This window comes from Roseobacter sp. MH60115 (assembly GCF_015644665.1).
Classification (GTDB): Bacteria; Pseudomonadota; Alphaproteobacteria; order Rhodobacterales; family Rhodobacteraceae; genus Roseobacter.
The window spans coordinates 359,351-385,863 of sequence record NZ_JADOBQ010000004.1; the positions used below are offsets into that span (position 1 = coordinate 359,351).

A 26,513-nucleotide genomic window follows, 5' to 3' on the forward strand; every position below is an offset into this window, starting at 1 on the left:
ACGGTCAGAAAATGCAGATTTTTCTAATTGTAAATAGTTTACAGTTTGCCGAGTTTTATGTTATTTAGTATTTATATACCGTTAAATGAAAATAGCTTATCTGTGTTCGATCTTTATTTAGGATCCTAAGTGAATGAAGGGTTCATGAGCTTGGTTAGTTAGATGCCATCAGTATTTTATTACTAGTTCAGTTGTGCAGGTAAATTTATAAGAGCTCTTTGATTTGATACTTCGGTAGTAGGTCATATTATTCGAAATTGAGTTGTATTTACAGCCTTAGACTATTTTAAGGTTATAAAAAAATATATGCGTGAAGAGGTGATTACAGTGGAAGGCGAGTAACTAAACTTTTGTTAACCATTGATCCTCCATACATCCCTACTTGAGATTCTTCCGATCTCTGTACTCCAAAATCCGTAACTACTCAATTTGAGCTTTGTAAAAGGAGATAGAGAAAAGGCATTGCCTTTTTTTATTTAGACCACCCATTTTATAGTGTCGAGTGATACCTGCTTTACCTATTGGAAAGAGAATATTTTTTATTTTGTCCACGGAGAAGTGTTTTCTTGGCCATAACTTCAAAAGGAGCCTCCGTCCTCCATGTCAATATATTTGAATAAAAGCGTTCATTCGTGGCTATTTAACGTACAATGAATTCCGCATGTAGTGCACCTGCGGCCTTGATACTCTTTAAAATATCAATCATATCTCTAGGCGCTACTCCGAGCGCATTCAGACCTGAAATCACTTCGGACAGCGACGTGCCAGTTGGAATTTCTGCCAGCCCAATACCTGGCTCTTCTTCAATTTCGGCATTCGTTCTTGGAACGATCACTGTTTCACCTTCTGCAAATGGATTTGGTTGGACGGCAATGGGTGCCTCTTGAATGCGCAACGTCAGATTTCCCTGCGAAACAGCGACTCTCGAAATTCGAACGTCTTCACCCATAACGATAGTGCCGGAACGCTGATCTACCACAACACGTGCTTTGCGTTCGGGTTGAACTGAGATGTTTTCAATCCGACCCAAGGCATGAGCAACTGATGCCATTCTAGTTTGCGGAATGTCCAGAGTGACAGTACCTGAGTCCAGCATGAACGCAACTGGCCTGCCAAAGTCCGAATTGATTGCCTGCTCTATTCGGGCAGCAGTGGTGAAATCGGCATCTCTGAGCGCAAGCCGGAGGTTGGTGAGACTTGAAAGATCAAATTCGATTTCCCTTTCCACACGAGCACCAGAAGGAATCAAACCTGCGGTGGGAACACCCTGCGTTACTGTGGCGCCATCCCCTTGAGCAACGGCTCCGCCTGCAATTATTGTTCCCTGTGCGACGGCATAGATTTGACCATCCGCCGCATTGAGCGGCGTCATAACAAGCGTGCCGCCGAGTAAGCTGTCTGCATCACCAATGGCTGAGACTGTAACATCGATCTGACTGCCACCCCGCGCAAATGGAGGTAGTACCGCAGTTACCAAGACCGCAGCGACGTTTTGCGGTCGGAACTGTTCACCGGCCACGTTGACACCGAGACGTTCGAGAATATTGGACATGATTTCTTCGGTGAAGGGAGCGTTCCGCAAACCATCTCCTGTGCCGTTTAAGCCCACAACCAGCCCATACCCGACAAGGTCATTGCCACGCACGCCATCAAATTCAACCAAGTCCTTAATTCGAACCGGGCCCGCGTACGCGCTTTGACACACGGTGACGAATGCAATCAATGCTGCAAAAAAAATTCTCATAGGAAATTCACCAGGGAGAGTTGAGAGCTGCGGACAGTGATGGAATAGAGACTTTGCAAGTGGAACTGCACGCTTTCCAGCTCGGTTGCTGTTTCAAACGGGTCGGCGGCAAGTAAGGCGTTGCGGGCAAACTCCGTACTCGTCTCTTCGGCCTGATTCCTTGCGGAGATCATCGCGATACGCTCTTCGGTGAATCCAATACTCGATCGCAGGCTGGTCAGCTCATCTTGATTGGACTGAAGCCCGATACCCGTCAGACCGTACAGCTCTGATTGCTCCGGAACATCCAGAGCAAGTGCTGGATCATCTGCAAGGGCAGAGATTGTGGTGTGCATCAGCACATTCTTGATCGCATCTTCATTCGCGCGAACATCAAGTGTGACGCGCTCAGTATCTGACAAAACGAAAGGGGCCAGAGCAGTGTTCGATCCCGCATACACGGTTGCATCGAACCCAGCTGGATCTGCAAACCAAGTCTCGGCGGCCGCAATAATGTCTTCTGGTGTGGGCTGTCCAGCGACGACTGCACGAACCTGGGCAATTAAATCATCTGCATCCGGCAGCGGTGCACTGTCGGTGGCTGTCCCTGCAAATAGGCTACGCCCGGCAATATCGCCATTGAGTGAGTTGATCATGCCTGTCAACTGCGTACGCGCGTTTTCCGAAGGATTTCCGGAGGTCGCACCGATCGGACCGCCGCTCGCTAACAGAAGATCTAGTCCGAGGTCGCCGCCAAAATCCTGAACGCGCTCAAGTGCGGATTGCATGGCGCTGGTGAAGTACGTGGCTTCTGTGTTTGCAACAGAGTACCCGTCCAGCACTTCCAGTGACCTTTCCAAACCGGTCAAGTAGTTGTGATTGCCAGATAGAACCTGTCTGATATCTGATACCTTTCCGCTGGACATCTCGTCTGTCAGGCGGGTTATCTCCTGTCGCAGTTCGACGCTGCGGCGCTGAAGCATAAAGGATTGCGCCAAATCACCCAATGAAGTCGATTTCATCTTTATAGCCTCAGAATTGTTTGCATCATTTCATCTGCCGCTTCGATCATCCGCGCATTTGCGGCATAGGTCTGTTCAACCAAAAGTAGCTTTTGTAATTCCTGATCCGTATCAACACCCTCAGCGAGAACCAGTTGGGTCAGTTCATTGAATTGAGTCGACGTAAAGGTTTGCGTTTGTTCTGCCTGTGCTCTGTCCGCGCCGAGCTGTGATGTCAGCGTCGATGCGAGATTGATCGCGGAAAGCGCGCCGCTGCCGAAATCACCAGAGGCTGGAACACGCCGGGCGGTCAATGTCTCGGACAAGGCCTGCAAAAGGCGGGAGTCACCGACGTCGCCTTGGACCGCAGCGTTTATCCCGTCGCGCAGCCGCCAGGATTCGCCCCCTTGACGATCGTCGATTGCGGCGTTGATTGACAGGCGTTCAGAGATGCCGACTTCATTCAGCGGATCAAATGCGATGCCTGAGTCAGTGAAGATGCCTGCATCTCCAACTGCCAGCGTGGGATCGACGGCAGGATCCTGGAATCGTTCGATGAGGTCGCGGGTCAAAGCATCCAGCTGAGTCTGAGCTTCAACGCCAAGCTCATCCCTGATCTCGAATTGGGCGCCGAGCGATCCACCCCCCAAAGCACCGCGGGTGCTATCGGTCTGTACGGGATAGCCATCTACGGTCAGGCCGGACAGTGTCCCGCCGCCGAGTGTCATGTAAGGCGTAACCTGGTTGACTGCGTTGAATTCAATCTCTGCAACTCCGCCGTCCAGTAAAATAGCCCCTCCGGTTGAGTAGAGTGCGATTTGCCCGTTATCCCTTGGCACTTGCCGTACTGGCACCATAGCGCTGATTTCATCGACCAAGGCCTGGCGATTATCCTGAAGCGCGGAGGTGTCACCCCCCAAAGCAGCAGTTTTTGTGATTTGACGGTTCAACTCCTGGACGCTGACCAGCGATGAATTGAGTTTCTTCACCTGAAAATCGATATTGCGGTCGGCTTCGCTCCGGGCTTCCTGAATATCGCGTGAGGCGGATGAAATCAGGGTCGCCAGATCTCGCGCCGCATTGACGGATGCATCAAGACGCTCGGGCGCGTCTGGTCGGCTTGTCGAAGTGACAAGACTGCTTTCGAACTGGGCGATGCGTGCAGACAGTGAATTCGGATCGTCCGGGATGCCAAGAAAGTCCTCGTAACTTTTGAGGAACTGCGTTCGGTCGCTGGCATTGTTGAACGCCGCCTCTGCGAGCCCGCGATCCACCAAGAGGGCCGGATTCACGTTGCGTGTTATGCCATCGATCCGAACACCGCCCAGCTGTGAAGACGTCAGATCTACGGAGCGAACCCCGTAGCCTGGTGTCATCGCATTGGCAATATTTGCCGAAATCGTTTGCGAATTGCGCCCCGCGGCGCGCAATCCTGTCATGGCATTGGATAACGCAGACGAGATTGTCATATCAGGCCCTCTCTCTTGTTCTATTCACGAAACCAGTTCCAGTTTACCGCTTGATGTTGGTTGTTTCCTGCAACATCTCGTCGACGGTCTGGATCACTTTCGCGCTCGATGAATAGGCGCGCTGTGTCTTGATCATGTCGGTCAGCTCACCCGCCACATCCGTTTTGGATTCCTCGCGTGCAAACGACACGATATCGCCTGTTGGGCCATCACCAGAATCCCACAAGAAGAACGATCCACTGGCCCGGGACGGCAGATAAGTTTGGTTGTCAAAGGCCTGCAACCCATTGGGGTTCGGTACGTTGATCAGGGGAACTTGATACACAACACGAATTTCGCCTGTATCGAAGTTCGCGCGCACAAATCCGTTTGCATCGACATCCAGCCCGATGAAGTTACCAATTGCGGATCCATCCTTGGTCACGGAAATCGGTGCAAAGTTGTAGGACAGCTGAGAAAGACCCTCGGTGTCGCCGATTGTGCCGATATCGACCGCAATCGGGCCAGCGGCCACGTTCACGTTGATCAGACCTGTCGCCGGATCGTAAGCAGGGCTTGGGCCTGCGGGGGCTACTGTCGCGATCGGCGTTACCGTCGCCAATGTACCACCGCCCGTCCGTGCGTCTGTGAAGGTCACGGTGTAGCGGCCAATCTCGTCCCCGCCTTGGGCGGAGTCGGTCATGACCATCGTCCACTCGTTCGTTGCCGGGTCGCCGGCTGCGGCGGGTGGCGTTGGCTGAAACGAGATGCTGATGCTTTGCGACGTCCCCAGGTTGTCAAAATATTCGACGGACAATTGCTCGGTCAGTGCTGGTGCGCCGAATTCTGTTTCGGTCGCAGGCAGGTTGATCCCCAAACTCATGTTCAGTGTCGGATTCCCCGCCAGCTGGCCTGTGTTGATGCGAATAGGCTCAAGCCCATCGGCGGTATCGCGCGGTTGCGCCGGGATCGAGCCGTCCGCTGCGGCCGGCCATCCCATCAGCACGAGGCCCGATTGCGATGTCAGATATCCTTCCGCGTCGGTGCGGAAAGAGCCGGTCGTTGTCAGAAACATCGGTGCGTCGGTGCCTGCTGTTTGTACTTGGGCAGCTTGGGCCACCGGCAGCATTCCGCCGCCACGCACCGCAAGATCCGTCGGATTGGACGTGCCCAGCAGCGTACCGTTTTCGCCGATAAGCCGTTGCGTATTGGCGCGCACACCACCCGCTGCATAGGAACCGCCGCCCGAGGACAGAACCATGGATTCGAAATCCGTCTGCACGCGTTTGTAGCCGAAGGTTGATGCGTTCGAGATATTGTCCGAGATGGACGCTAGCCTTTGCGCATTGGTTCTCAACCCTGCAACACCTGCGTTGAGCGATGATGAAATTGTCATGGGCACGCCTTTCTGATGTGATCATCCATTGACCACCCAGATAGACACCCGGACTTAACACCGCGCTAACATATAAAATGCGCCCTATTTATGCCACAATTCACCGCAGCAGCACGATTTCCACCCTGTCGTTGCGCGTGGCCATCGGATTGCGGTGCACTGGCTCACGGTCGGCATGTCCGGTCACGCGCTGCATCCGCTCGGCCGACAGGCCGTTTTCCTGCAACATCAACCGTGTCCTTGTGGCGCGCGCGGCGGAGTTATCCCAGACCGGGTTGTCCGCCAGAACAATCGGACCAGCACGCACATGTCCGCCAATGGCAACATCATTCGTGACGCTCTGGGCAATGTCGCCCACCATTTGGACAAGCGTTTGCATGAGGTCGGTGGGATTGTCCGTGCCCTCATCAAACAAGGGCAGGCCGTCAAGCGCAAAGAGTTCGATGACGAGACCTTCGTCGGTGATCCGCGTCACGACATGCTTGAGCGCATTCTCCATGACGGTGCTCTCGCCGCCACGCGCGGTCAACTCTTCGACGATTTCCTGCAACTCTTCGTCGGTCATGTCGCGGGCACCGCCTTCGTCGCTGGTGCCGGATTCGCCACGGGACTGCTGCTGCTGGGCTGCATAATGCGTGGTCGCGCCCAAGCCGTTCTGCGGCAGCGTTTCCTCTGAGAAGATGCTTTCACCCCCAAAGGATCCGTCCCCGCCACCGGAAACGCGATTGATCGGAATGGTCGGCGAGAAGTAATCCGCCAACCCCTGCCGTTGTTGTTCGGTCGTTGCATTCAACAGCCACATCATCATGAAAAAGGCCATCATCGCCGTCACGAAGTCCGCATAAGCGACCTTCCAGGCACCACCATGGTGGCCGCCGGCAATTACCTTCTTTCGTTTGATGATGACTGGTGCCAGATTGCTCTGCGCAGCCATAACTCACCACTCTCATATTCACCCGACAGCAGGGATAGCGCAAAAGGTGTTTCCACCTCCTTAATGGAGGCTTAGTTTTTCTGGCTTGTCTCCGCGACGGCCTTGCTGGCAGATGTCGATCAAGGGGGGCAGGATGTCCGACACCATCACAGACAGCACTTATTCCTGGGTCAGACTCTTGCTGACCCTTGCGATCGCCATGGTTGCCAATGCGGGGATGTGGGTGATCATCGTCATCATGCCCGCCGTGGAGACGGAATTTGCCGCAGGCAGGGCTGACGCCTCCATGCCCTATACGCTGACAATGATCGGTTTTGCGGTTGGCAACTTTGCCATCGGCAGAGCCGTGGACCGCTACGGTGTAACCGCATCCCTGGTGGCCGCAGCCATTGGCATCGCTGTCGGATTCGGCCTGGCGACCCTGAGCCAGTCCATTGCGATGCTGTCGCTGGCACAGCTGCTTGTTGGTTTTGCCTCGGCCGTGGGGTTTGGGCCCCTGATTGCGGATATCTCGCATTGGTTCGTGCGGCGTCGCGGCATCGCGGTGGCCCTGGTTGCCAGTGGCAACTACCTGTCCGGCGCAATCTGGCCCATGATTCTGGCGGGCATGTTGGAGGACACAGGATGGCGCAGTGTCTATCTGTTCATGTCCGTTGTCACGCTGGCAGGCGTCATCCCTCTGTCCATGGCGCTGCGCCGCCGCCTGCCGCAGGAGGCGCAGGCCGCGGCGCAGACAAGATCTCTGCAAAACGCCAGCTCCGCCGGGTTGTCGCCCCGCGCTTTGCAATACCTGCTGGGTCTGGCAGGCATCGGCTGTTGTGTGGCTATGTCGATGCCGCAGGTGCATATCGTCTCCTATTGCGTCGATCTCGGCTATGGCCCGGCAGTAGGGGCTGAGATGCTCGCCCTGATGCTGTTGGGCGGGGTCGGGTCGCGCATCGTGTCCGGTTTGATTGCCGACCGGTTGGGCGGGGTCAAAACCCTGCTGATCGGGTCGGCCCTGCAATGTCTTGCGCTATTCCTGTACCTGCCCTCGGGTGGATTGGTGTCTCTCTACGTGGTCAGCCTGATCTTTGGGCTCAGCCAGGGCGGCATTGTCCCCAGCTACGCGCTGATCGTGCGGGAATATATGCCCGCGCGCGAAGCAGGGGCGCGGGTCGGGTTCGTGATGATGGCGACGATCCTCGGGATGGCGCTGGGCGGCTGGATATCCGGCTGGATTTACGATGTCAGCGGCTCTTACCAACTGGCGTTCATCAACGGCATTCTCTGGAACGGTCTGAACATCGCGATCATGCTCTGGCTCTTGTCGCGCAGCAGACCGCGCACACCCACAGCCGTTCCAGCCTAGCCTGCAGAGGCTTTGCGTGCCTTTTTCAACGTCATCTGCTTTTGGCGCTCGCGAAACCGGTCCTTATCGGCCGCTGATGTCTCTGCCACACACTGGTGGCAGCTCACCCCCGCTTCATACTCGGGGCGCTTCGTGTCTTCCGGCAAAATGGGCCGCCTGCAGCCATGGCACAGCATATGTGGCCCCTCGCGCAGCCCGTGTTCCACGCTGACGCGATTGTCGAAAACGAAACAGGCGCCGTGCCACTTGGTGTCTTCTTCCGGTACCTCTTCGAGATACTTCAGGATGCCACCCTTCAGGTGGTAAACTTCCTCGACACCTTGCCCAAGCAAATAGTTTGTCGATTTCTCGCAGCGGATACCGCCAGTGCAGAACATCGCAACCTTCTTGTTGTGAAAGCGCTGCTTGTTCGCCGCCCACCACGCGGGGAAATCGCCAAAACTCTCCGTTTGGGGATCGACGGCCCCGTCAAACGTGCCGATGGCCACCTCGTAATCGTTGCGCGTGTCGATGACGGCGACATCCGGTTCCGAGATCAACGCGTTCCAGTCCTGCGGATCGACGTAGTGCCCCACCCGGGCGCGCGGATCGATATCCGGTTGCCCCATGGTGACGATTTCGCGTTTCAGCCGCACCTTCATCTTGCCGAAAGGCGCGTGATCGCTCACCGCCTCTTTCCATTCCAGATCGGCGCAGCCGGGCAGCGCGCGCAGATGCGCGATCACCGCGTCGATCCCGACGCGGGGGCCGGCAATCGTCCCGTTGATCCCTTCGTGGGCCAGCAGCAGCGTGCCCTGAATGTCCTGCTCCACGCACAGCGCGAGCAAGTCCGGTTTGAGTGCTGCGGGGTCCTCAAACCTGGTGAAGTGATAGAGTGCTGCGATGGTATACATGGCCGCTCAGATAGGCCCTGCGCGCAGAGCAGGCAAGAGCAGAGATGGATTGCGCAGCCACGCGCATCTGGCCACTTGCCATTGACGCCCCGACCGCCGACGCTTACCCACAGCGTGACAAGTGGAGAGGTGCGCATGACCCATGCTCTGATCGTGATCGATGTGCAAAAGGATTTCTGTCCGGGTGGCGCGCTTGCCGTGCCTGACGGCGATGCCATCGTGGGGCCGGTCAACGCCCTGATCGCAGAAGCGGATGCCGTCATCCTGACGCAGGACTGGCACCCGGCGGGGCATTCGTCCTTTGCCTCCTCGCATGACGGGAAATCCCCCTATGACATGATCCAGATGCCCTATGGGCCGCAGGTGCTATGGCCCGATCACTGCATTCAGGGCAGCCTTGGCGCGCAGTTCCATCCTGAGCTTCACACGGATCGCGCGAACCTGATCATTCGCAAAGGCTACAACCCCGCCATCGACAGCTATTCTGCCTTCTTCGAGAACGACCACACGACACCCACCGGGCTCGAAGGCTACCTGCGCACCCGTGGTATCGAAACACTCACGATGGTGGGGCTGGCGTTGGATTTCTGCGTGAATTTCTCTGCCGTAGATGCCGCCAAGCTGGGCTTTGACGTGCAGGTACGTGAAGACCTGTGCCGCGCCATCGATCTGGACGGATCACTGGCCGCCGCACGGGACGGCATGCGCGCCGCTGGCGTGACGCTGGAGACAGCGCATGGTTGATATCGCCACCCGCGTCTGGAACCACAAATGGAAGATCGACCCGATTGTCCGCTCGCTGATCGACACGGATTTCTACAAACTCCTGATGTGCCAGTCGGTGTTCCGCAACAAGCCCGGCACGCGGGTCACCTTCAGCCTGATCAACCGCTCCAAACATGTGCCGCTGGCCGAATTGATCGACGAGGGCGAGCTGCGCGAGCAGCTGGACCACATCCGTTCGCTGTCGCTGTCGCGGGGGGAAAGCACCTGGCTGCGGGGCAATACATTTTACGGCAAGCGCCAGATGTTCCGCCCGGATTTCATGGAGTGGTTCGAAAGCCTGCGCCTGCCAGCCTACCATCTGGAGCGCAAGGGTGACCAGTACGAGCTGACGTTCGAGGGCAACTGGCCCGAGGTCATGCTCTGGGAAATCCCGGCGCTTGCGGTGTTGATGGAATTGCGGGGCCGTGCGGTTCTCGACCAGATGGGCAAGTTCGAACTGCAGGTGCTTTATGCCCGTGCCATGACCCGCGTCTGGGAAAAGATCGAGGCGATGCGCGACATCCCGGACCTGTCGATTGCCGATTTCGGCACGCGGCGGCGGCACAGCTACCTCTGGCAGGATTGGTGCGTACAGGCGATGCAGGAAGGTCTCGGTCAGGCCTTTACCGGGACGTCGAATTGCAAGATCGCGATGAACCGCGAGTTGGAGGCGATCGGGACCAATGCGCATGAACTGCCCATGGTCTATGCCGCCCTCGCGAAAACCGACGAAGACCTGGCGCAAGCCCCCTATGACGTTCTGTCGGACTGGCACGATGAGCATGAGGGAAACCTGCGCATCATCCTGCCAGACACCTTCGGGACCAAGGGATTTCTGGAAAAAGCGCCCGACTGGCTCGCCGGTTGGACAGGCATCCGCATTGACAGCGGTGATCCTGCCGTTGCCGCGCAACATGCGATTGAGTGGTGGAAGGCACGGGGCGAAGACCCCGCCACCAAGCGGATCATTTTCAGTGACGGTCTGGATGTGGATAAAATCCGTTCCCTGCACCACCAGTTTGCGCGTCGCACCAATGTGTCGTTCGGGTGGGGCACGCTTTTGACCAATGATTTCCGCAATCTGGTGCCCGATGACCGGCTGGCGCCCTTCTCGCTTGTCTGCAAGGCCGTCGAGGCGAACGGCACGCCAACCGTGAAGCTCTCCGACAATCCGAACAAGGCCATGGGCCCTGCGTCCGAGATTGACCGCTACAAACATGTGTTCGGGGTGGGCGATCAGGTCGCGCAGGACGTCATTGTCTGACGGGGGCCGGACATGATGGATACACACACCACCCATGACGCCGCCGAAGATGCCCGCAACCGGGACATCAAGATTTTCGTAAACGGTGATCTTGTGCACCGCGATGAGGCAAAGGTCTCCGTCTATGACAGCGGCTTTCTGCTGGGGGATGGCATGTGGGAAGGCATGCGGCTCTATAATGGCACATGGGCGTTTTTCGACGAGCACATGGACCGGTTCTTTGCCTCCTGCAAAGCCGTATCTCTGGATGTCGGCATGGACCGCGCCGGTATTCTTGAGGCGCTGACACGCACGGCTGAGGCCAATGGGATGACCACCGATGTGCATTGCCGTTTGATGCTGACACGGGGCGTCAAGGTAAAACCTTTTCAGCACCCCTCGCTTAGTCGCAGCGGCCCGACCTTGGTCATCATCATGGAGCACTCCAGGCCCGTCGACAGCCTGCAGTCCAAGGGCATCCGCCTCGCTTCCGTGCCGCAGGTGCGTGGGTTGCCCACATCGCAAGACCCTAAGCTCAACAGCCATTCCAAGCTGAATTGCGTGATCGCCTGCCTGCAAGCCGAAGAGGCGGGCGCGGATGAGGCACTGATGCTGGATCCGCATGGGTTTGTGAACACGACCAACGCCTGCAATTTCTTCATCGTCCGCAAGGGCGCGGTTTGGACGTCGACCGGAGACTACTGCATGAACGGCGTCACCCGGCAAAAGGTGATCGACCTCTGCCGCGCCAATCATATTCCTGTCTTCGAGAAAAACTTCTCGCTCTATGAAGCCTACGGCGCGGATGAGGCGTTCCTGACGGGCACATTCGGGGCGCAGACGCCGGTTGCCAGCATTGATGGCAAAGAGATCGGAGACGGCGCGCGGCCCGTAACCGCGCGCATTCAGGCCCTCTACAAAGAGCTGATTGCCCAGATGACTGCCTGAACCACACATCCGGACAGGCGCGGCGACCTGCCCTATGTGGTCTCAGTGCACCCTGAACGGAACCGTATGGGGTTTCCCGACACGCTTGCTCCCGTCTCCGGCGGTCGGCACGACCTGTTTGCGCGGATAGACGTTTTCCGCGCCTTGTGGCACCAGCAGATGCATCACCGCATTGCGCCGCCGAATGCCCACACCCGACTTCTTGGCGACCTTGTAGAGGTTGACGATCACCATGGATTTCGACCATCCGGTTTCGGCCACGATCTGTTCGACCGAAGAGCCCTGGCCCAATGCGTCTATCAGGTAAGCGGCCACGGTGCCGTCTTCGGGCAACGCCACATCCCCCTTGTGGTTGGCAGGTTTGACCAAAATGCGGTCAGAATTCAGATGGGCCAGCGCGGCAATGCGCCCCGAGCGTGCACGTTCCAATGTCATAAAGCGATCCTCTCGTTAACAACTGTTTGGGAGAGGCCGGATGCACCGAATCCATCGATAAAAACTGCCGACGATTCTATCGCCGTACCAGCCCGACAGGTCTGTTTCATCCGTTTTGGCATTCAACCAACTCCCAAGCTTGCCCCACCCAGATGTCGATTGCAGCGGGCGTCCCAAATAGATGCGACACGCCAACTGTGCCCAACTTATGCCATATTTCTGCTCGAATTCAACACAAGGTCGAGATCGTCTCCGCCCTGGAAACACTCCCTCGCCGTGGGCCGGATTAGGGCCGTGGGGGATGATTAACAGGCGTGCAACTAGTGGTGGAAAGCCTCTAAAATTCATATTTCGTAAATACTTAAGCAGGGGCTTTGACTGCGCTAAAAAACTTCGCGTGACGGTGGAAAAACGACGATGCGAGCGAATCAACTGCTTGTTTTTGGAGACGCTTTCTGGTGATCGCAGACATATTGTCGATCTCGGAATGTGGTCGAATTGTGGCTTTGACGCTCTCAGGGGAAATATCGCCGGATCAGATCTGGTAACGCTTTGGTAAGTTGAATATTCAAGGGAACCTTTTTGTAAGGCTTTGCGATATACTCAAACCAGCCAGGCTTTGGCGTGTAGGGGAATGTATAGTGAGGGAATTGTTATGAAACGTCGTGATTTTATCTTGGCATCAAGTGCCAGCGTTGTGACCATCGGTGCCGGTCGTGCGCTTGCCTCTGTTCCGGCCAGCCTGCCGGACTACAACATGCCGGAAGAGTTCTTGCCGCGGGAAGTGCGGATCAAGAACGACTTTGCTCCCAATGAAATCCACGTGGATCCGGCGCAGTTTGCGCTCTACTGGACGCTGCCCGACCAAAAGGCGATCCGCTATTCAATTGGTATCGGGCGTCCTGGGCTGTATGAGGCAGGCGAATTTTACGTCGGTGCAAAGAAGGAATGGCCCAGCTGGACGCCGACGCCTGACATGATCGAGCGGGATCCAGAAAGCTATGCGCGTTTTGCCGATGGTATGGCGGGCGGTATCAACAATCCATTGGGGTCACGCGGTCTGTACCTCTTCCAGCCTGGCATTGGCGACACCTTCCTGCGCGTCCACGGCACGAATGAACCCAAGACCATTGGTCAGCGTGTTTCCAACGGCTGCGCGCGGCTGGTGAATGATCAGATGATCGACCTCTACAACCGCGTGCCAATGAACAGCCGCGTCGTGCTCTATCCCGCTGATCTCAGCTGAAATCATCCGACCTGCACGGTATCGGCGGTACAAGATTGCATCGCCGATACACGCATAAGTCTATGGGCCGCTTCCGGTCCCCATGTGGGGCTGTGCGGCTTGGTTGGGTACCATCCTGATATCCCGCAGGGTGTCAGGACGGTAGCGCGGCAGGCGCACGCATGTCCGTAAGCTAGCGTTGAACTATTCCGCCGCCCAGCCTGACACCGCTTTAACCTCGAGGAACTCCTCCAGCCCGTAGGTGCCGCCCTCGCGGCCATTGCCGGACTGCTTGTAACCGCCGAAGGGCGAGCCCTGCGCAAAGCTCTGACCGTTGGTTTCCACCATGCCGGACCGCAGGCGCCGCGCCACGCGCCGCCGTTTCTCATCATCCTCCGTCTGTACGTAGTTGGTGAGACCGTAGGGGGTGTCGTTGGCGATGGCGACCGCCTCCTCCTCGCTCTCAAAAGGAATGATGGAGAGCACTGGGCCAAAGATTTCCTCGCGCGCGATGGTCATCTCGTTAGTGACATCGGCAAAGACCGTCGGTTTGGCGTAGTAGCCGCGGTTCAGCCCATCGGGGCGTCCCAGACCCCCGGCGACCAGGCGTGCCTCGCCCATACCGGTCTCGATCAATGCCTGCACCTTGTCGAACTGCGCCTTGGAGACCAATGGACCGATATGCTTGCCCTCTTCCGAGGCGGGGCCCACATGCGTATTCCGCGCCGTCTCGGCCGCCATTTCGACCGCTTCATCATAGCGCGATTTGTGCACCAGCATCCGGGTGGGCGCGTTGCAGGACTGTCCCGTGTTGCGAAAACAGCGGATGGCCCCGGCCTTGGCGGCCTTGGGGTGCGCGTCTTCGAAAATGATATTGGCGCCCTTGCCGCCGAGCTCGAGGCTGACCCGCTTGAGCGTATCAGCCGCGGCTTTCGAGATGGCGATGCCTGCGCGGGTGGAGCCGGTGAAGCTGACCATATCGACGCCGGGATGCGCGGACAGTTGGCTGCCGACGCCCGCACCGTCGCCATTGACCAGGTTGAAGACGCCCGCCGGAAAGCCCGCCTCATGCACGAACTCGGCGAACAGCAGACCGGAGAGCGGCGCGATTTCCGACGGCTTCAGCACCATGGTGCAACCGGTCGCCATCGCGGGCACCGCCTTGAGAATGATCTGGTTCATCGGCCAGTTCCACGGCGTGATCAGCGCGCAAACGCCGATGGGTTCGAGCAGAGTCTTTTCCGTGGCGGTGAAGTCTCGGTCAAAGCTGAAATCCTCGAAAGCCTTCAAGAAACCTTCAAGGTGCCAGCTGCCCGCCCCCACCTGCTGTGCCCGGCTGAGATCGATCGGTGCGCCCATTTCCATCGACATGGCCTGCGCCATTTCCTCGGACCGTGCCTTGTACACCTCCAACAGGCGCTGCATGAGGGCTGTGCGTTCTTCTTTGCTGGTCTGTGACCAGCTCTCGAAAGCGCTGCGGGCGGCCGCGACGGCCGCATCTGTGTCCGCCTGATCACCCAGCGAGATCACGGCGCATTGCTCTTCCGTCGATGGGTCGATGACGGCGAAGTCATTTGCTTTGGCGGGCGCGACCCATTGGCCGTCGATATAGAAATCACGTTTTTCCAACATGGGTTCTCTCCTGTTTTTGTGGCGCTGATCCCTGTGGCGCGGATCATTTAGCGGCACTCTGTCACCGGGGACGACCCTCTGCAAGAGAGGGGATGAAAGACGCGGGCGAAGGTATTAGGTTAACGGCACGAGTCACTCACAGCATTGCACCGGAGGACACTATGGGCTTGCGCATCAACGACACTGTGCCGAATTTAACGGTCGAAACAGACCATGGCACGATACAACTGCACGACTGGATCGGCGATAGCTGGGCCATCCTGTTCTCGCACCCCAAGGACTTCACACCCGTGTGCACCACCGAATTTGGCGCCGTGGCGCAATTGGCGGATGAATGGGAAAAGCGGGGCACCAAGGTGATCGGCGTGTCGGTGGACGGCGTCGAGGATCACAAGAAGTGGAAAACCGACATCGAGACCTTCGGCGGCGCCAAGGCCGGTTTTCCGATCATCGCGGATGATGGTCTGGAGGTCTCGAAAGCCTTCGACATGCTGCCTGCGGAAGCCTATTTGCCGGATGGCCGCACCCCCGCCGACAGCGCCACGGTGCGTTCGGTCTTCATCATCGGGCCGGACAAGCAGCTCAAGCTGAGCATGACCTACCCGATGACGGTGGGCCGTAACTTTGCCGAAGTGCTGCGCGCGCTGGACGGCTTGCAGATGTCCATTGGCAAAGGGGTGGCGACACCCGCCAATTGGAACGTGGGTGATGATGTGATCATCCCGGCAACGGTTTCCGATGAAGACGCCAAGGCGAAATTCGGCGAATTCAACAAGATCCTTCCCTATCTGCGCACGACAAAGGCACCCGAGTAATCAACCTTGAGGCGGCGCTTTCGGGCGTCGCCTCAAATCGGCAGCTCAGTGGTGGACTTCAGGTCTTTCAGGACGAAACTGGAATGCACCTCGCGGACGATGGTGTTGCGCAGCAATGTGTGGGTCATGAAGGCTTCATATGCTTCGACATCTGCGACGCGTATTTTCAGCTGGTAGTCGGCAGTGCCTGACGTCGCATAGCATTCGACGATTTCCGGGTGACCTTCGATCAGGCGGGCAAAGCCGGACACCGTTTCCTCTGCGTGATCCCGCAGGGTGATAGACGCCAGAACACAGAGTTTGCACCCGAGCTTGGCCGGATCAAGCAAGGCCACCCGCGCTGTGATCAACCCGTTGGCTTCGAACTCCTGCATCCTTCGCCAGACTGTGCTTTGCGCCATGCCGCACCGCTCTGACAGTTGCGCCAGAGACAAGGCAGCATCACGCTGGATTTCTTTCAACAACTGGGCATCCGTGCCAGAAATTTTCATATTCGCACCCAAGTTCGAGATCATTACTCGTAACCTGTCGCGTGGCGCGAAAAAAGCCCCCGATTGAAAACCGGGGCTTTCCTTGTCTCGTACCGGTTCAGGCCGCGCGGCGGCGTCGCGCGATCACCCCGAAGGCACCCAGCCCCGCAAGCATCAAGGGCAGACCTGCAGGCAGCGGTACAGCTGCCGGTATCTGGCTTTCGATGCGGGAAAGCGCGAATTCGGCAAATTCAGACTGCGCGATCCGGTTCGGATGCACGCCATCCGCAAAAAGCACCTGATCGGCGCGTGTTGGGTCAAAGATTGGCTGGCCATCGCCATTCAAGCCGACAAAGGAACAGTTTCCTTCAATCTGCAGAACACGCAGGCTTGTGGTGCAGGGAAAAATCGTATCGACAATCCCCAGACTGTCTGCCCGGTCGATCAGTTCATTGAAAAACGAGAACTGGTCGATCCGCATGATGGTCAACCCATCATCTGTTTCCAGTTTCTGTAGGCCGGCTTCCAGCTCCGCGTTGAAGAGAAGCGATGCGCCTTGAATGGCCGCCGCGACACCGCTAAGTGCGGCCACGGCAGCCTCGGCTGCGGCGATTTCCGCAGGGTCGGCTGCCGGGTCCAGTTTAAGGGCGGCAAGTCTTGCCTGCGCCAAGACCAGCTCTGCGTTGAACGCCGGTGTGCGGCTGATGTCCGGCAGATTGGAAACGAGGAAATCGTCGAACTGCGCCCCGGTTGCGGCCACGGCGCGGATGCCGTCGATCACCTCACTGGCGGTTCTGATCGGGTTGAACTCCGGCGTGCCCAACTGCTGGAAGAAGTCATTGGCCCCGAAGAGGACGGATATCAGCGGGTTGGACCCGGCGTTGCCAACCGTGGCCGCGAAGCTGGCGGCCTGGTTCTTGAAGGTCGAGAGTGCGGTCAGAGCCGCAACCTGTGCCGGTGGCACGGTGCCGCCAGCGCTGTAGTCGGTGGTATTGGTATCACCCGCGGTCGCGCCGCCCAGTGCATAGTTCTGTGTCTCCCGGCGTGCGTCGCGGAATCTGTCGGCGATGATTTCGGTCCAGACAGGGCCGTTGGAAAAGCGCCCGCCGACACTGGGCGGCGCAAGCTGAACCAGCTTGCCATCGTCGGACAGGCTGTCGCCAAAGGCGTAGTAGCTGGTGAAATCGAGCGGACCGGCGTGCGCGCCAGTGGCCAATCCCACGGCCAGCCCAAAGGATAATATCTGCTGTTTCATAATGGCCCTCCCAAGCCGGAATCGACTGAAAGGGTACCACCGTTTGGCCCTCCGCCTAGCCTGACCTGACGGAAAGTGTCCTGGACGCTACGTCACGAAAAAGGCCCCGGCGTTTCCACCGGGGCCCTGACTTTCAAACGCTACGCAGATTATTCGTCTGCAGGCGCTTCTTCTTTTTTGATCTCTTCGCCGGTTTCCTGATCGACGACTTTCATCGACAGACGGACCTTGCCACGGTCATCGAAGCCAAGCAGTTTGACTTTCACTTCCTGACCTTCCTTCAACACATCCGACGGATGGTTCAGGCGGCGGTTTTCGATCTGGGACACGTGTACCAGACCGTCGCGCTTGCCAAAGAAGTTCACGAAGGCACCGAAGTCGACGATTTTCACGACGGTCCCGGTGTAGACCATGCCTTCTTCCGGCTCGGCCACGATGGAGTGGATCATGTCGTATGCCTTCTTGATCGAATCGCCGTTCGGGGACGCGATCTTGATGGTGCCTTCGTCGTTGATGTCCACTTTTGCGCCGGAAACTTCCACGATCTCGCGGATGACCTTGCCACCGGAACCGATCACTTCGCGGATTTTATCCGTCGGGATCTGCATGGTCTCGATGCGCGGTGCGTGGATCGAGAAGTCCGCAGCACCGGTCAGCGCCTTGTTCATCTCGCCCAGAATGTGCATCCGGCCGTCTTTCGCCTGCGCCAGAGCTTTCTCCATGATCTCGGGTGTGATGCCCGCGACCTTGATGTCCATCTGCAGCGAGGTGATGCCGTTTTCGGTGCCCGCGACCTTAAAGTCCATGTCGCCGAGGTGGTCTTCGTCACCCAGAATGTCGGACAGGATTGCGTAGGAGCCGTCGTCTTCCAGGATCAGACCCATGGCCACACCTGCAACCGCATTTTTCAGCGGCACGCCTGCGTCCATCATGGACAAGGAGCCACCGCAAACAGACGCCATGGAAGACGAGCCATTGGATTCAGTGATTTCGGAAACCACGCGCACGGTGTACGGGAAGTCGGTTGCTGCGGGCAGAACTGCCTGCAGCGCGCGCCATGCGAGTTTCCCGTGGCCGATTTCGCGGCGTCCGGGAGGGCCCACGCGACCCGCTTCGCCAACCGAGTAGGGCGGGAAGTTGTAGTGCAGCAGGAAGTTCGATTTGAAGTTGCCGTGCAGCGCATCGATGAATTGCTCATCGTCGCCGGTGCCCAGCGTGGTCACAACCAGACCCTGCGTCTCACCACGGGTGAAGAGCGCAGACCCGTGCGTGCGGGGCAGCAGGCCGGTTTCACAGACGATGTCACGGATCTCATCGGTTTTGCGTCCGTCGATCCGCTTGCCGGTTTTCACCACGTCGCCGCGCAGGATGGAGGCCTCGAGGCCTTTCATGGCGGAGCCGAGGTTCGGGTCTTCGGCTTGCTCTTCGCTCAGCGCTTCCATGATCTTCTCACGGGCGGCGGCCACGGCGGTGGTGCGCTCCTGCTTGTCGGAGATCGCGAAAGCCGCGCGCATGTCGGCCTCACCAGCCGCCGCGATTGCCGCAGACAGCTCGGAATAATCCGCTGGCTGATAGTCGAAGGGCTCTTTTGCAGCTTCCTCGGCCAACGAAATGATCAGATCGAGCACCGGCTGGATGTTCTCATGCGCGAACTTCACCGCACCGAGCATTTCCTCTTCGGTCAGCTCATAGGCTTCGGATTCGACCATCATCACGGCGTCTTTGGTGCCGGCAACAACCAGATCGAGCCGCTGCTCGGGGTTGAGGCGCAGATCCTGCATGTCGTCCACGGTGGGGTTCAACACATATTCACCGTCTTCGAAGCCCACGCGGGCACCGGCGATCGGGCCCATGAAAGGCGCGCCGGAGATGGTCAGCGCCGCGGAGGCCGCGATCATTGCCACCATGTCGGGGTCATTGACCAGATCGTGGGAAAGCACGGTGCACATCACCAGCACTTCGTTCTTGAAGCCGGGGACAAACAGCGGGCGGATCGGACGGTCGATCAGACGCGCGGTCAGCGTCTCTTTCTCGGTCGGGCGCGCCTCGCGCTTGAAGAAGCCACCCGGCACTTTACCGGCGGCGTAGTATTTTTCCTGATAGTGCACGGTCAGCGGAAAGAAATCCTGACCCGGCTTTTGTTTCTTGGCAAAGGTGACGTTTGCCATCACGCTGGTCTCGCCCAGCGTCGCAATCACCGACCCGTCCGCCTGACGGGCCACTTTTCCGGTTTCCAGTGTGAGCGTCTCTTCGCCCCACTGCATCGATTTTTTCGTTTCGTTGAACATCTAGGTTCCTCAAGTTGGCCCATTGGCCATTTGCATAGGGGGCGTATTCCCCCTGACCCCGGTATCTTCTTTTGGCGGCGCTGAGGTCCGGGCGCCGGCTTTCAGATTGCGCGTACGTACACGAGATCGCAGCCATTGGAAAGGGAGGGTTTACGCAGCGTTCGAGCCTAGCCCCATGGCTTTTTGGGTGGGGTTTTGTAGGCGGGTGGCGCATCGGGGAAAAGGTCACCGGTGGCGCCCTCCGCATGACCAAAGCGGATCATCCACGGTTTGGGCGGGGCAATCTCGCCGCCTGGGGACCATTCGAAATATCCCAGCGCGCCGCTGGCGGGGATTGGGTCAATGGGGCGTGGGTTTTCCAGCAGCAGTCCCGCTTCGCCGCCAAACCACGGGCTGTCACTCTCGGTAATGATCTCTACCACATCCACGGTGCCGATGAGGGCACCGCGTATCAGGGCCTCCGGGCGCGGACAGGTTGTGCCGTGCTGCGCAAAGCGCCAGTGCAGGTAGCGGTATTCGTCTTCCTTCATGCCGGTGGCGGCGTGAATACAGATCGGGCCCGGGGTCATGCGGCCCGCACGGATGGACCCGAGCGAGCGGTTCTCAATGATTTTGCCGCCGTGGATGATCGCCCAGGCGGAGGGCTGGCGGACAGAGAGCGCGAGGCGGGGCAGATCATCCATGCGGCAAAGCTAGCGCGCGGGCCGTGCGATCACAGATCCTTTTCGCCGAGGATGCGGGTGAAGAGGCCGACGACAAAGGCGGTGGTCATCCCGAACATCAGGATGCCGGTCACCGAGATCATCGCCCCGGCGATGCGGTAGCCCGGCTCCAGCACGACATCGCCGTAGCCCACGGTGGTGTAAGTGACGAGTGAATAGTAGATCGCAGCCTCATAGCCCGGCAGTGCCCCGATGACCCACAAGGAAAAGGCGCTGATGTAGATCTGGATAGTGTGCGAGGCCAGCAGGAGCAGAAACAGAGCACAGACGGTCAGCAATTGATGACGCGTGGTGCGGCCAGGCTGAAAGTGGTCGTTCTCGCGTAGATGGCGGATCAGCCGCGCGACGCTGAGAATATGCAGCAGTGCGCAGACCAAAAGCACTGTGCTGCCGAAGGTGATCTCGAGAAGGACAGGCATGGCGCGCCCCGCACTGGTTTTGACAAGAGTTTGGAATGGTTTACGTGTCGGCGCGACGCTTGTCCAATGCTCTGCGATCAGGCTTGCGAGAGGGCTGCGAGCAGGACCACCGCCATCATCGAGGCGGCCATGGCGATGTTGATGGCGCGCTGCGTCCGCTGCGGCAGGTTCATCCGTTGCAGGGCAATGCCGAGCCAGAGCCAAGCGAAGTGAATAGGGATCCAGATGGCGTTGATAATCAGGAATTTCAGGGCGATTTCAACGGCAAAGCTCTGCGGCCAGAAACCGAACCCGCTGAAGAGCGCGGTATTGACCGCATAGGCTTTGGGGTTGATGGCCTGCAGCAGAATGCCACCGCCGATGCCGGGTGGCTTTGCGCGTTCGATGAAGGCGACCTTGCTGCCCGCCAGTGCGATGCGCAGGGCGAGGTAGGCCAGATAGGCGACAGAGGCTGTGAAGAGCACAAGGCGCAGACGGTCGTCCGCGAGGATGGCAGCGGTGACGCCGGACACAACTGCAAGGGAGACGAGGTTCGTGCCGATGAAGAGACCCAGCACATAGCGGGTGCCAGCCGCGGCCCCGAAGGCAGCGCCCACACCCGCAGTGGAAAGCACGCCGGGGCCGGGCGTGATGATCAGGAAGAAGACGGCGGCGGCGAAGGTGAGCATGGGGGCACTCTATGCAGCCAGTGGCGCGGGTAAAGAAAAACCGCGCCGGGTAGGGCGCGGTTTGGAATGCATTGCTGCGGCGGGGTGCCGGACCGCAGGTTTGCTGTACAAACCCACTTGTCCGCAGGCGGAGAAAATCGCTCTGCGAATTATCTCCGGAGGCCCAGGCGTTTGATCAGGTCCTGGTAACGGGCCTCATCCTTGCCTTTGACGTAGTCGAGAAGCTTGCGGCGCGTGGCCACCATCTTCAGCAGACCACGACGGCCATGGTTGTCTTTCTTGTGGGTCTTGAAGTGCTCGGTCAGGGTCGCGATGCGCGAGCTGAGGATGGCGACCTGAACTTCGGGCGACCCGGTGTCGCCTTCCTTGGTTCCGTATTCCTTCATGACGCGGGCTTTGTCTTCAGCAGTGATCGACATCGGGGGCTCCTATACAATAAGTGTTTGGGTCAAGGCGCAGGCCGGGATGTCGTCCAGCACAGGCCGATGGAGATACCGCCTGTGAGAAAGAGAATCCCCAAGGCGATGCGGGCGTATAAGCGCCCTGATCAAAAATGGCAATTGTTGAATTCGATACGGGGCAGCAGACCGACCGTCAACCGCCACTAGCCCTCGTTCAAACGGCTTCCAAGCCGATTGCCATCGCCGAACTCAGGGGGATCAGGGTCAGGTCGGCAACGCTCAATTCAACGTCCCCATAGACTTCGGCGACATTCTCTCCGTTCATGGAAACCTGCATCACCTCCGGGTCATCCGGGTCCGGTGCCACGCCGACATCCGGTTCTGACGCGTCTTCATGCGTGTCATCCCAGACCAGCATCAGGCTCTCTGTCTGTGATTCGTAGTCCAGGATTTCGGAACCGTCCCGCTGTTCAATCCAGTCGCTGAGCAGGATTTCGTCCTGCTGTGCCGGGGTGTCCAGTGCCACGTCATCCGTTTCAAGCATGGCGGAACTGTAGACGACCTCTTGCGAAGATGCGGCATCTGCCGGGTTTTCCGGTGTCGCCTCTTCTGTTTCGGCCATGACTTCGTTGAGAACGTCATCTCCCCAACCACCGGCAGCATCGGTTGTGGAGGATGTGTTGAACGCCACTTGCGTGTCGGCCTGCAGCAATCCACCGGCCTCGCTGTGATCCTTGATCTGGCTGAGAAGGTTCCCGATGTCCGAGGTCTGCTCACTCTCTTCCGACAGCAGTTCCTCTTCGTGTTCTTCTTCCTCACCGACGTCAGCTTTGATGCCCACGAAGGCAGCGGCGCCAACACCCGCAACACCCATCAATCCGGCCAGCCATAACATCAGATCAAGACCTTTTACCGTTCATCTGCGGCACGCCGACTGTTCACCCGCCACGGGCCGCGTCGCAATCCACATTGGTTTAGGGTCAAATCCTGACCAATGTGTTAACGTCAGCCTGGCCTGTCCCAGCGTTCCGGCTGCCGGGAATAGGGCAGGTAAAGAGGATGTCGCGGATGTCCGTCCTTGGACAGGCCCAGGTGAAAGAGGTCATATCCCGCATCAATCAGCAGATTGGCGACCGCCGTGCCCCGCGCCAGATGCGCGCCGTGCACACCCCAGGCGGCGATGACCTGATCCGCTTGTCGCGCAGCTTCAATCAATACCACGTCGTTCTCGGGTCCGATGGGACGGTCGGCGCGACGCATCGCCTGCGGATCAGTATCCCGCCAGGCAAAGATATTGGTCACCTGAAAGCTGCCAAACCCCAACCTACGAGCACGTTGTTCGCAGCGTTCCACCGTCGGGTCGTTTCTGATCTCATCGGCTTTCGACGGGTTCAGCATGACGAAGTTCACGCGCCTGCCTTCGGGTTGCCAGATCCTGCGCAGGCTGTAGCGATACGCACTGCACGCTGAATAGGCCGCTTCGGACCAGCTGTCGGCGCTTTGATGGGTGCGGGTGAGCATGCGGCTTCATGCCAGCCGGTCGGCAGCGCCGCAAGACAGACATGCAAAAGGCCGCCCCGGTGAGGCGGCCTTTTCGAAAAGTATGTTTGCGTTCAAGCGGCTGCGGTGATGCTCTTGCGGGGCAGCTCCAGCACTTCGCCACGCAGTTCCAGGATTGCGGCGGCAACCACGGCGTAGACGATGTGACCCCAGAGCGCGACCCAGGTGATGCCGGTGAAGCCCAGGAAGGGTTTCATGCCTGCCACCAGATGCGCCATGCCGTAGAGGGCAAAGACCCAGAGGGCGATACCGTAGACCACGGCGGTGATGCCCCAGTGCAACTGCGGCAGGACGGCGCGCTGTACCGGGCGGGCAATGGCGAAATAGCCCACGACATAGAAGATGAGGCCGGTCAGGGTGTGCAGCAGATAGGCGGCACCGGATGGGGCAGCGCCAAAGACGGATTTCAGTGTGGCACCGGCAAGACCGACAGGTGCCAGTTTCGCGTAGCCTAAGAGCGGGCTGAGCGCCTGTCCGAAGGTGTCAAAAGCGATGGTTGCAAAGGCGCCGGCGGTCAGGATTGTCAGAGCTGTGCGTTTCATATCAGGGTCTCCATGTTGGAACGGGTTCGACTTCTGACCCCGATATGGCAGTGCTGGCGCGTCTTGTGCAGCCTCCTCACACAAGGCTTACCTTCGCGCGGATTTTCGTAACATTCTTTGTAACAAACCCCCGATCTCGCTGACATCGGCGCGAGGTTTGCGTCAGATTGAAATATTCGGAACTGATCAGTTCTTAATGTTCAGCACGCGGGTGGGATGCAACTCCCCCGATTTATAGCGTCCGATGGCCAGAGCCTGACCTTCGAAAGAGGCCCAGACCTCCTCGCCATAGTCGACATCACTGGCCAGAACCATGCCGGGATTGCCATTGCGCAACCGGGCGGCCCCTTCGGGGGTGGCCTTGACTTCGGGCAGCGCGATGAAGGCCTCCGCCACGGGGCGCAGATGTTCATCGAGGTCGGGGGTCCTGGCAAGCGCTTCGATCTTGTCCATGGTCAGCCCGTCGCTGGCATCGAAGGGACCCGACCAGATGCGGCGCAATTCGCGCACGTGCCCGAAGCAGCCCAGAGCCTCTCCCAGATCGCGTGCAATGGACCTGACATATCCGCCCTTGCCGCAAACCAGTTCAAGGGTGACGTGATCCGGGTCCGGACGGTCGATCAGCAAAAGGCTTTCGACATAGAGGGGGCGGGCAGCGATTTCCATCGTTTCGCCGTCGCGGGCGCGTTTATAGGCGCGTTCACCATCGATCTTGACAGCTGAGAACTGGGGCGGGACCTGCTCGATATCACCCACAAACGCCCCGAGCGCCTGTTTGATTGTCTCGTCATCCGGGCGCAGATCGCTTTGCGCAATGACTTCACCCTCTGCATCATCGGTGTTGGTTGCCTGGCCAAGCCGCATGGTGAATTCATAGGCTTTCAGCGCATCGGTGACATAAGGTACCGTCTTGGTCGCCTCGCCAAGCGCGACGGCAAGCACACCGGTGGCGTCGGGGTCCAATGTGCCCGCATGTCCCGCTTTCTTGGCGTCCAGCGCCCAGCGGACCTTGTTGACCACCGCCGTGGAGGTCAGGCCCGCAGGTTTGTCCACCACGAGCCACCCCGAAATCTCTCTGCCGTTTTTTCTGCGTCCCATGATGCCTCACGTGCTCCTGCGCGCGGTGCCATAACGGTCTGTGCCGCTATCCGCCAGTGTTCTTTTGCGGCCTTGCCGCAAAATCGTTATGCGCTGCAGGATGCCGCTACTCTGCCGGTGTCACGACGCCGACGATGGGCCCTAGATTGAACCCGAAATCACTGCGTCCCAGAGCAGGCGCATAAAGCCGCGACACCTTGCCATCGAAGTAAAGCGCGTTGGGCAGGCCCAGATGATCGCGAAACAGCAGTCCGAAACTGTGGAAATTCACCGGTTCATCCGAAATGGCAAAGACGACCCGTCGGCCATCTGACGACGTCCCCACACCGTTGCGAATGAACTCAGAGGTGCCGTCTTCCAGAAATCGCGGGTGCAGCGCGCCGTCGATGACCAGCATTGGCCCGGATTGCGTGGCGTCCCGGCACTCGGGTTGCGCCTGAAGGAAAGCCAGCGTTTCGAAGACATCCGCCCGATCTTCGCGCAGGCAGAACACACCGTTGGGCAGCAGGCCGAAGTTGCCGGGGCCTGCGGTGTCGATGACCCGCATGATCTCCTGCCCGTCTTCGACGTAATGCCCGACGGGCGCGCGGTTGTCGTGATACATGCCCGCATTCATGGCGAAAACCAGCTTTTGCTGCTGTGCTGCGAGCTTTCTGTCCACCTCTGAAAACTGGCCCAACGGGGCGCCGCCTTCGTCATAGAGAAAGAGCTCAAGCGCTTCGGTGGCGGCATCCACTTCACAGACGGTGTAGCGCGTGTCCTGAAATGTCACGGGCTCACACTCCACCGCCCCCGCGTCATGCGCAAGAAGGCACAAAGCAGCGGTGGAAAGCAGCACGCGGATCATTCCGAATCGGGCTCCTCGCTGCTGCTTGCGCCGGTGTCGCGCCGCACGTCGTCACGGTTCAGCATTTCGCGTGTCTCATCCATCCGGTCGAAGGTCTCATCAAGCTGAAACCGCAGGTCAGGCGCGAATTTCAGCGACAGCTTCTTGGACACGACCCGGCGCAATTCACCCTTGTTGCGGGCGAGAAGGCTGATGACCTCTTCCTGTCCCCGCCCGCCCAGGGGCAGCACATAGGCCGTGGCAATGCGCAGGTCGGGCGACGTGCGCACTTCGCCGACGGTGATCGACATCCGGTTCAGATCAGGGTCATGCACGTCGCCGCGCGCCAGCACATCCGATAGCGCCCGGCGGATCAACTCGCCTACCCTGAGTTGTCGTTGCGACGGACCTGCGCCCTCGTGAAACTTGTTCTTTCCCATGCGCCCCATCTAAGG

At 58.6% G+C, this 26,513-nt stretch carries 27 protein-coding genes; 6 read left to right on the forward strand and 21 right to left on the reverse strand.

Annotated elements, in window-relative coordinates; genetic code table 11:
• Nucleotides 1-640: 640 nt before the first annotated feature.
• The 5 genes from ISX84_RS14825 to ISX84_RS14845 form a co-directional block, all read right to left on the reverse strand.
• The gene (locus ISX84_RS14825; protein WP_195821153.1) at nt 641-1,744 is read right to left on the reverse strand and encodes a flagellar basal body P-ring protein FlgI; all 1,104 of its coding nucleotides are present in this window, start codon (nt 1,742-1,744) and stop codon (nt 641-643) included.
• Nucleotides 1,741-2,745, reverse strand: a complete 1,005-nt coding sequence (locus ISX84_RS14830; protein ID WP_195821154.1) for a flagellin — start codon at nt 2,743-2,745, stop codon at nt 1,741-1,743. Before ISX84_RS14830 ends, ISX84_RS14825 begins: the two co-directional genes overlap by 4 nt.
• A 2-nt stretch (nt 2,746-2,747) precedes the next feature.
• Nucleotides 2,748-4,193 carry a flagellar hook-associated protein FlgK gene (flgK, locus tag ISX84_RS14835; protein ID WP_195821155.1) on the reverse strand — a complete coding sequence of 482 codons (1,446 nt, stop codon included), beginning with the start codon at nt 4,191-4,193 and terminating at the stop codon, nt 2,748-2,750.
• Between the two features lie 43 nt (nt 4,194-4,236).
• Entirely contained in the window at nt 4,237-5,568 is a 1,332-nt protein-coding gene (locus tag ISX84_RS14840) for a flagellar hook protein FlgE (RefSeq protein WP_195821156.1), read from the reverse strand.
• A gap of 100 nt (nt 5,569-5,668) precedes the next feature.
• A complete protein-coding gene (locus ISX84_RS14845; RefSeq protein WP_195821157.1) occupies nt 5,669-6,502 on the reverse strand; it encodes a flagellar motor protein MotB in 834 nt (277 codons plus the stop codon).
• A 133-nt stretch (nt 6,503-6,635) separates the two neighbouring features.
• Here ISX84_RS14845 and ISX84_RS14850 point away from each other — a divergent pair, with 133 nt between their 5' ends.
• Nucleotides 6,636-7,853, forward strand: coding sequence for an MFS transporter (locus ISX84_RS14850; protein WP_195821158.1), 1,218 nt, complete (start codon nt 6,636-6,638; stop codon nt 7,851-7,853).
• Here ISX84_RS14850 and trhO read toward each other — a convergent pair.
• Entirely contained in the window at nt 7,850-8,746 is an 897-nt protein-coding gene (gene trhO, locus ISX84_RS14855) for an oxygen-dependent tRNA uridine(34) hydroxylase TrhO (RefSeq protein WP_195821159.1), read from the reverse strand. The two genes, ISX84_RS14850 and trhO, sit on opposite strands and share 4 nt — an antisense overlap.
• A gap of 135 nt (nt 8,747-8,881) precedes the next feature.
• On the opposite strand from trhO, the gene pncA reads away from it, so the two are divergent.
• Genes pncA through ISX84_RS14870 form a run of 3 tightly spaced genes read left to right on the forward strand, consistent with a single transcriptional unit; the run spans nt 8,882 to nt 11,702 of the window.
• Nucleotides 8,882-9,490: a bifunctional nicotinamidase/pyrazinamidase gene (pncA, locus tag ISX84_RS14860; RefSeq protein WP_195821160.1), complete on the forward strand. Its 609-nt coding sequence runs from the start codon at nt 8,882-8,884 to the stop codon at nt 9,488-9,490.
• A complete protein-coding gene (pncB, locus tag ISX84_RS14865; RefSeq protein ID WP_195821161.1) occupies nt 9,483-10,775 on the forward strand; it encodes a nicotinate phosphoribosyltransferase in 1,293 nt (430 codons plus the stop codon). The genes pncA and pncB overlap by 8 nt, the downstream gene beginning before the upstream one ends.
• Nucleotides 10,776-10,787: 12 nt before the next feature.
• A complete protein-coding gene (locus tag ISX84_RS14870) occupies nt 10,788-11,702 on the forward strand; it encodes an aminotransferase class IV (protein ID WP_195821162.1) in 915 nt (304 codons plus the stop codon).
• Nucleotides 11,703-11,744: 42 nt separating this feature from the next.
• Here the strand turns inward: ISX84_RS14870 and ISX84_RS14875 are convergent, their stop codons facing one another.
• Complete coding sequence (locus tag ISX84_RS14875; protein ID WP_195821163.1) at nt 11,745-12,137, reverse strand: hypothetical protein; 393 nt, start codon at nt 12,135-12,137, stop codon at nt 11,745-11,747.
• A gap of 655 nt (nt 12,138-12,792) precedes the next feature.
• Here ISX84_RS14875 and ISX84_RS14880 point away from each other — a divergent pair.
• On the forward strand, nt 12,793-13,383 hold the full coding sequence (locus ISX84_RS14880; protein ID WP_195821164.1) for a L,D-transpeptidase: 591 nt from the start codon (nt 12,793-12,795) through the stop codon (nt 13,381-13,383).
• 183 nt (nt 13,384-13,566) lie between these two features.
• On the opposite strand, the gene ISX84_RS14885 is transcribed toward ISX84_RS14880, so the two are convergent.
• Entirely contained in the window at nt 13,567-14,994 is a 1,428-nt protein-coding gene (locus tag ISX84_RS14885; protein ID WP_195821165.1) for an aldehyde dehydrogenase family protein, read from the reverse strand.
• A 161-nt stretch (nt 14,995-15,155) separates the two neighbouring features.
• On the opposite strand from ISX84_RS14885, the gene ISX84_RS14890 reads away from it, so the two are divergent.
• Nucleotides 15,156-15,809 (forward strand): peroxiredoxin, encoded by a 654-nt coding sequence (locus ISX84_RS14890; RefSeq protein ID WP_195821166.1) that lies wholly within the window; start codon nt 15,156-15,158, stop codon nt 15,807-15,809.
• Nucleotides 15,810-15,841: 32 nt separating this feature from the next.
• On the opposite strand, the gene ISX84_RS14895 is transcribed toward ISX84_RS14890, so the two are convergent.
• The 13 genes from ISX84_RS14895 to rbfA all read right to left on the reverse strand — a co-directional run bounded on the left by ISX84_RS14895 (nt 15,842) and on the right by rbfA (nt 26,498).
• Nucleotides 15,842-16,300, reverse strand: coding sequence for an Lrp/AsnC family transcriptional regulator (locus ISX84_RS14895; protein WP_195821167.1), 459 nt, complete (start codon nt 16,298-16,300; stop codon nt 15,842-15,844).
• Nucleotides 16,301-16,397: 97 nt separating this feature from the next.
• Entirely contained in the window at nt 16,398-17,534 is a 1,137-nt protein-coding gene (locus ISX84_RS14900) for an SGNH/GDSL hydrolase family protein (RefSeq protein ID WP_195821168.1), read from the reverse strand.
• Between the two features lie 149 nt (nt 17,535-17,683).
• On the reverse strand, nt 17,684-19,822 hold the full coding sequence (gene pnp, locus ISX84_RS14905) for a polyribonucleotide nucleotidyltransferase (RefSeq protein WP_195821169.1): 2,139 nt from the start codon (nt 19,820-19,822) through the stop codon (nt 17,684-17,686).
• Between the two features lie 167 nt (nt 19,823-19,989).
• Entirely contained in the window at nt 19,990-20,505 is a 516-nt protein-coding gene (locus ISX84_RS14910) for a hypothetical protein (protein WP_195821170.1), read from the reverse strand.
• A 29-nt stretch (nt 20,506-20,534) separates the two neighbouring features.
• On the reverse strand, nt 20,535-20,963 hold the full coding sequence (locus tag ISX84_RS14915; RefSeq protein WP_195821171.1) for a potassium channel family protein: 429 nt from the start codon (nt 20,961-20,963) through the stop codon (nt 20,535-20,537).
• Between the two features lie 77 nt (nt 20,964-21,040).
• Complete coding sequence (locus tag ISX84_RS14920; protein WP_195821172.1) at nt 21,041-21,631, reverse strand: LysE family translocator; 591 nt, start codon at nt 21,629-21,631, stop codon at nt 21,041-21,043.
• A 149-nt stretch (nt 21,632-21,780) separates the two neighbouring features.
• On the reverse strand, nt 21,781-22,050 hold the full coding sequence (gene rpsO, locus ISX84_RS14925) for a 30S ribosomal protein S15 (RefSeq protein ID WP_195821173.1): 270 nt from the start codon (nt 22,048-22,050) through the stop codon (nt 21,781-21,783).
• A gap of 196 nt (nt 22,051-22,246) precedes the next feature.
• On the reverse strand, nt 22,247-22,927 hold the full coding sequence (locus tag ISX84_RS14930) for a hypothetical protein (protein WP_195821174.1): 681 nt from the start codon (nt 22,925-22,927) through the stop codon (nt 22,247-22,249).
• Nucleotides 22,928-23,037: 110 nt separating this feature from the next.
• The gene (locus tag ISX84_RS14935) at nt 23,038-23,553 is read right to left on the reverse strand and encodes a DUF1643 domain-containing protein (RefSeq protein ID WP_195821175.1); all 516 of its coding nucleotides are present in this window, start codon (nt 23,551-23,553) and stop codon (nt 23,038-23,040) included.
• Nucleotides 23,554-23,645: 92 nt separating this feature from the next.
• Complete coding sequence (locus ISX84_RS14940) at nt 23,646-24,134, reverse strand: hypothetical protein (protein ID WP_195821176.1); 489 nt, start codon at nt 24,132-24,134, stop codon at nt 23,646-23,648.
• A gap of 186 nt (nt 24,135-24,320) precedes the next feature.
• A complete protein-coding gene (gene truB, locus ISX84_RS14945) occupies nt 24,321-25,232 on the reverse strand; it encodes a tRNA pseudouridine(55) synthase TruB (RefSeq protein ID WP_195821177.1) in 912 nt (303 codons plus the stop codon).
• A gap of 106 nt (nt 25,233-25,338) precedes the next feature.
• Nucleotides 25,339-26,079 (reverse strand): phosphodiester glycosidase family protein, encoded by a 741-nt coding sequence (locus ISX84_RS14950; protein ID WP_195821178.1) that lies wholly within the window; start codon nt 26,077-26,079, stop codon nt 25,339-25,341.
• Nucleotides 26,076-26,498 (reverse strand): 30S ribosome-binding factor RbfA, encoded by a 423-nt coding sequence (gene rbfA / locus ISX84_RS14955; RefSeq protein ID WP_195821179.1) that lies wholly within the window; start codon nt 26,496-26,498, stop codon nt 26,076-26,078. Before rbfA ends, ISX84_RS14950 begins: the two co-directional genes overlap by 4 nt.
• Between the last annotated feature and the right edge of the window lie 15 nt (nt 26,499-26,513).